Raw genomic sequence first — 1991 nt, forward strand, 5'->3', positions numbered from 1 at the left:
GCCCTACCGAATTGTTCGGTAGGGCTGGTGCCCCCTTTTTAGTCACATAGAGCGTGCTCTGTTCACTGACCGCCAGGTCGGTGCACAGTGAACAGCGTATGCGCAACTGTCTTTGCTCTTCGGAGCCCTCTTAACGCGAGGTAAAAAGCGTCACTATTTTTAATGCAACCGGCTCGTCACTGGTATTCAAACTGAATTGCGGGATGACGACCTGCAGGAGAAACCAACATGGGAGCACCACCAACAGTGTTCGACCAGATGTCACTGGTCGCCATCGAAATCAGCGTCTGGGGCGGCGAACGGCAGTCCCAGCTCAAAGACCTGGGTGAGGAGCGCCACATCAGCGGTGACCTCCCGCCGGAAAAGGTGGCGAAGTCCTTCAGTAAGAAGGTCATCGACACCAAACACCTCCGGCCGTTCCGCCGTTTCCGCAACCAGGCTCACGAGGCCTGCATGGCGGTGGGGACGCAATTGAAGGATCGTAGCGGGATCTATGCGATCCCGGATGCGGAACTTGACAGCCTCATCCTCCGGCTCGAGGAAATCGAGCAGGAGTACAAAGAGGAGCTTCAGCGCTTCTTGGGCGACTACGCGTCCTACGTGGATGAGTGGATAGCGGCAAATGCCGAGTGGGGCGAGTGGATCCGCAAATCCACCCTGTCCCTGAGTGAGGTGGAAAAGCGCTTCTCCTTTGGCTTCTTTGTCACCGGTTTCGCCCCGAACAAACGGGACGATGGCCGGATGGCGGAGAAGGCCGAGGAACTGGGCAATACCTTGATCAGGGAAATCGCCCAGGTTGCGGAAGCCTCTTGGGAGCGCACCCTTCGCGGACGCGACGAGGCCGGAATCCGGGTCCTCGGCCCCATGAAGCGCATGCGCCGTAAGCTCGCGGCCTGCCGTTTCCTGAACCCGGTCGCCGACCAGGGCATCCAGCAGATCGACAAGCTGCTGGCCAAAATGCCTAAGAGCGGCGCAATCCAGGGGGGGCTGTACCAGGACCTCACAGTCCTGACCCTGCGCTTCGCCAAAGGGGATCTGGCGATTCCAGGCCATGTAGCCGGCAATATCGACCAGGCCCTGGAGGAAATCGCCGGGGAGGAGGTCATCAAGGAGCTGGAAGCCGATGCCGAATCCGAAACCGGCAACGGCGAGGCGGCCAACACCGCACCGGCACCCCAGCCGGAACCGAAAGAGAAGCCGGACTACTCAGGCTTCCTGTTCTGATCTCGCTGCCACGAGCGTAATTACTGTTGGACACACCCTGGCAGGGGTGTGTCCCTGGAGAAAGAGATGATAAGTGAAGAAGAGCTGGCGGCGGCTTTCCCGCACGTCCCTGACGGACGGGAAAACCGCAGCCTCAATGCCAGTTGGCGGGCCATCGCGACGGTGGTGGCGGGTCACACCGGCTTGCGCTTCGTGTCCCATGCGGGCACGGCGTATGCCAAGTACGCCCCCGACACCGGCAAGGCGGTGGTCAATGTGCCTCCGCTGCCGGAAGGGCGGGCCGCGCATATCCTCGCGCTTGGCTATTCGGCCCACGAGGGGGGGCATATACGCTTCTCCGACTACAGTGTGAAGCACCCGACACCGTTCGGGCACTCGCTGGTCCGGGCGATGGAGGAGTTCCGTATGGAGGCTCAGGTGATCAAGAATTACCCGGGCGCCAGGCGGATCCTGCAGGACATCGTGCAGTACATGGTCCTGACGGGGAAGTCCTTCGCGCCAACGGACGAGGAAAAACTGCGGTCCGCCACGCCGAACTCCCTGGTAACCAACTACGTGTTGGTCCGGGGCCGTTATCTGGTGAACAACCAGACGGCGGTGGAGCCCCGGGTGAACCAGCTCCGCGAGGAACTGGTCGCCAGGACATCGGATGAGCTGGTTGATCAGATAGACGACATCATCCGCCGCGCCGGCGCCGCACCCTCCGAGGGCGACCTCATCCCACTGGCCGACGAGCTGATCGCGTTGCTTCAACAGGACGCAGAGCA

The 1991-nt window shown here is 61.3% G+C and carries 2 protein-coding genes; both read left to right on the forward strand.

The genetic code is table 11. The features are described 5' to 3' along the window. The first annotated feature begins 228 nt into the window (after positions 1 to 228). Entirely contained in the window at positions 229 to 1224 is a 996-nt protein-coding gene (locus ACOCD2_RS13740) for a DUF3150 domain-containing protein (protein WP_293648269.1), read from the forward strand. Positions 1225 to 1290: 66 nt separating this feature from the next. After that, the coding region (locus ACOCD2_RS13745; RefSeq protein WP_419582261.1) for a hypothetical protein at positions 1291 to 1991 on the forward strand (701 nt) is incomplete at its 3' end.

This window comes from Thiolapillus sp. (assembly GCF_048562965.1).
Classification (GTDB): domain Bacteria; phylum Pseudomonadota; class Gammaproteobacteria; order Chromatiales; family Chromatiaceae; genus Thiolapillus; species Thiolapillus brandeum_A.

Excerpts from the sequence above, each read along its gene's own strand:
- ACOCD2_RS13740 (WP_293648269.1), top strand. The coding sequence starts at position 229 with ATGGGAGCACCACCAACAGTGTTCGACCAGATGTCACTGGTCGCCATC.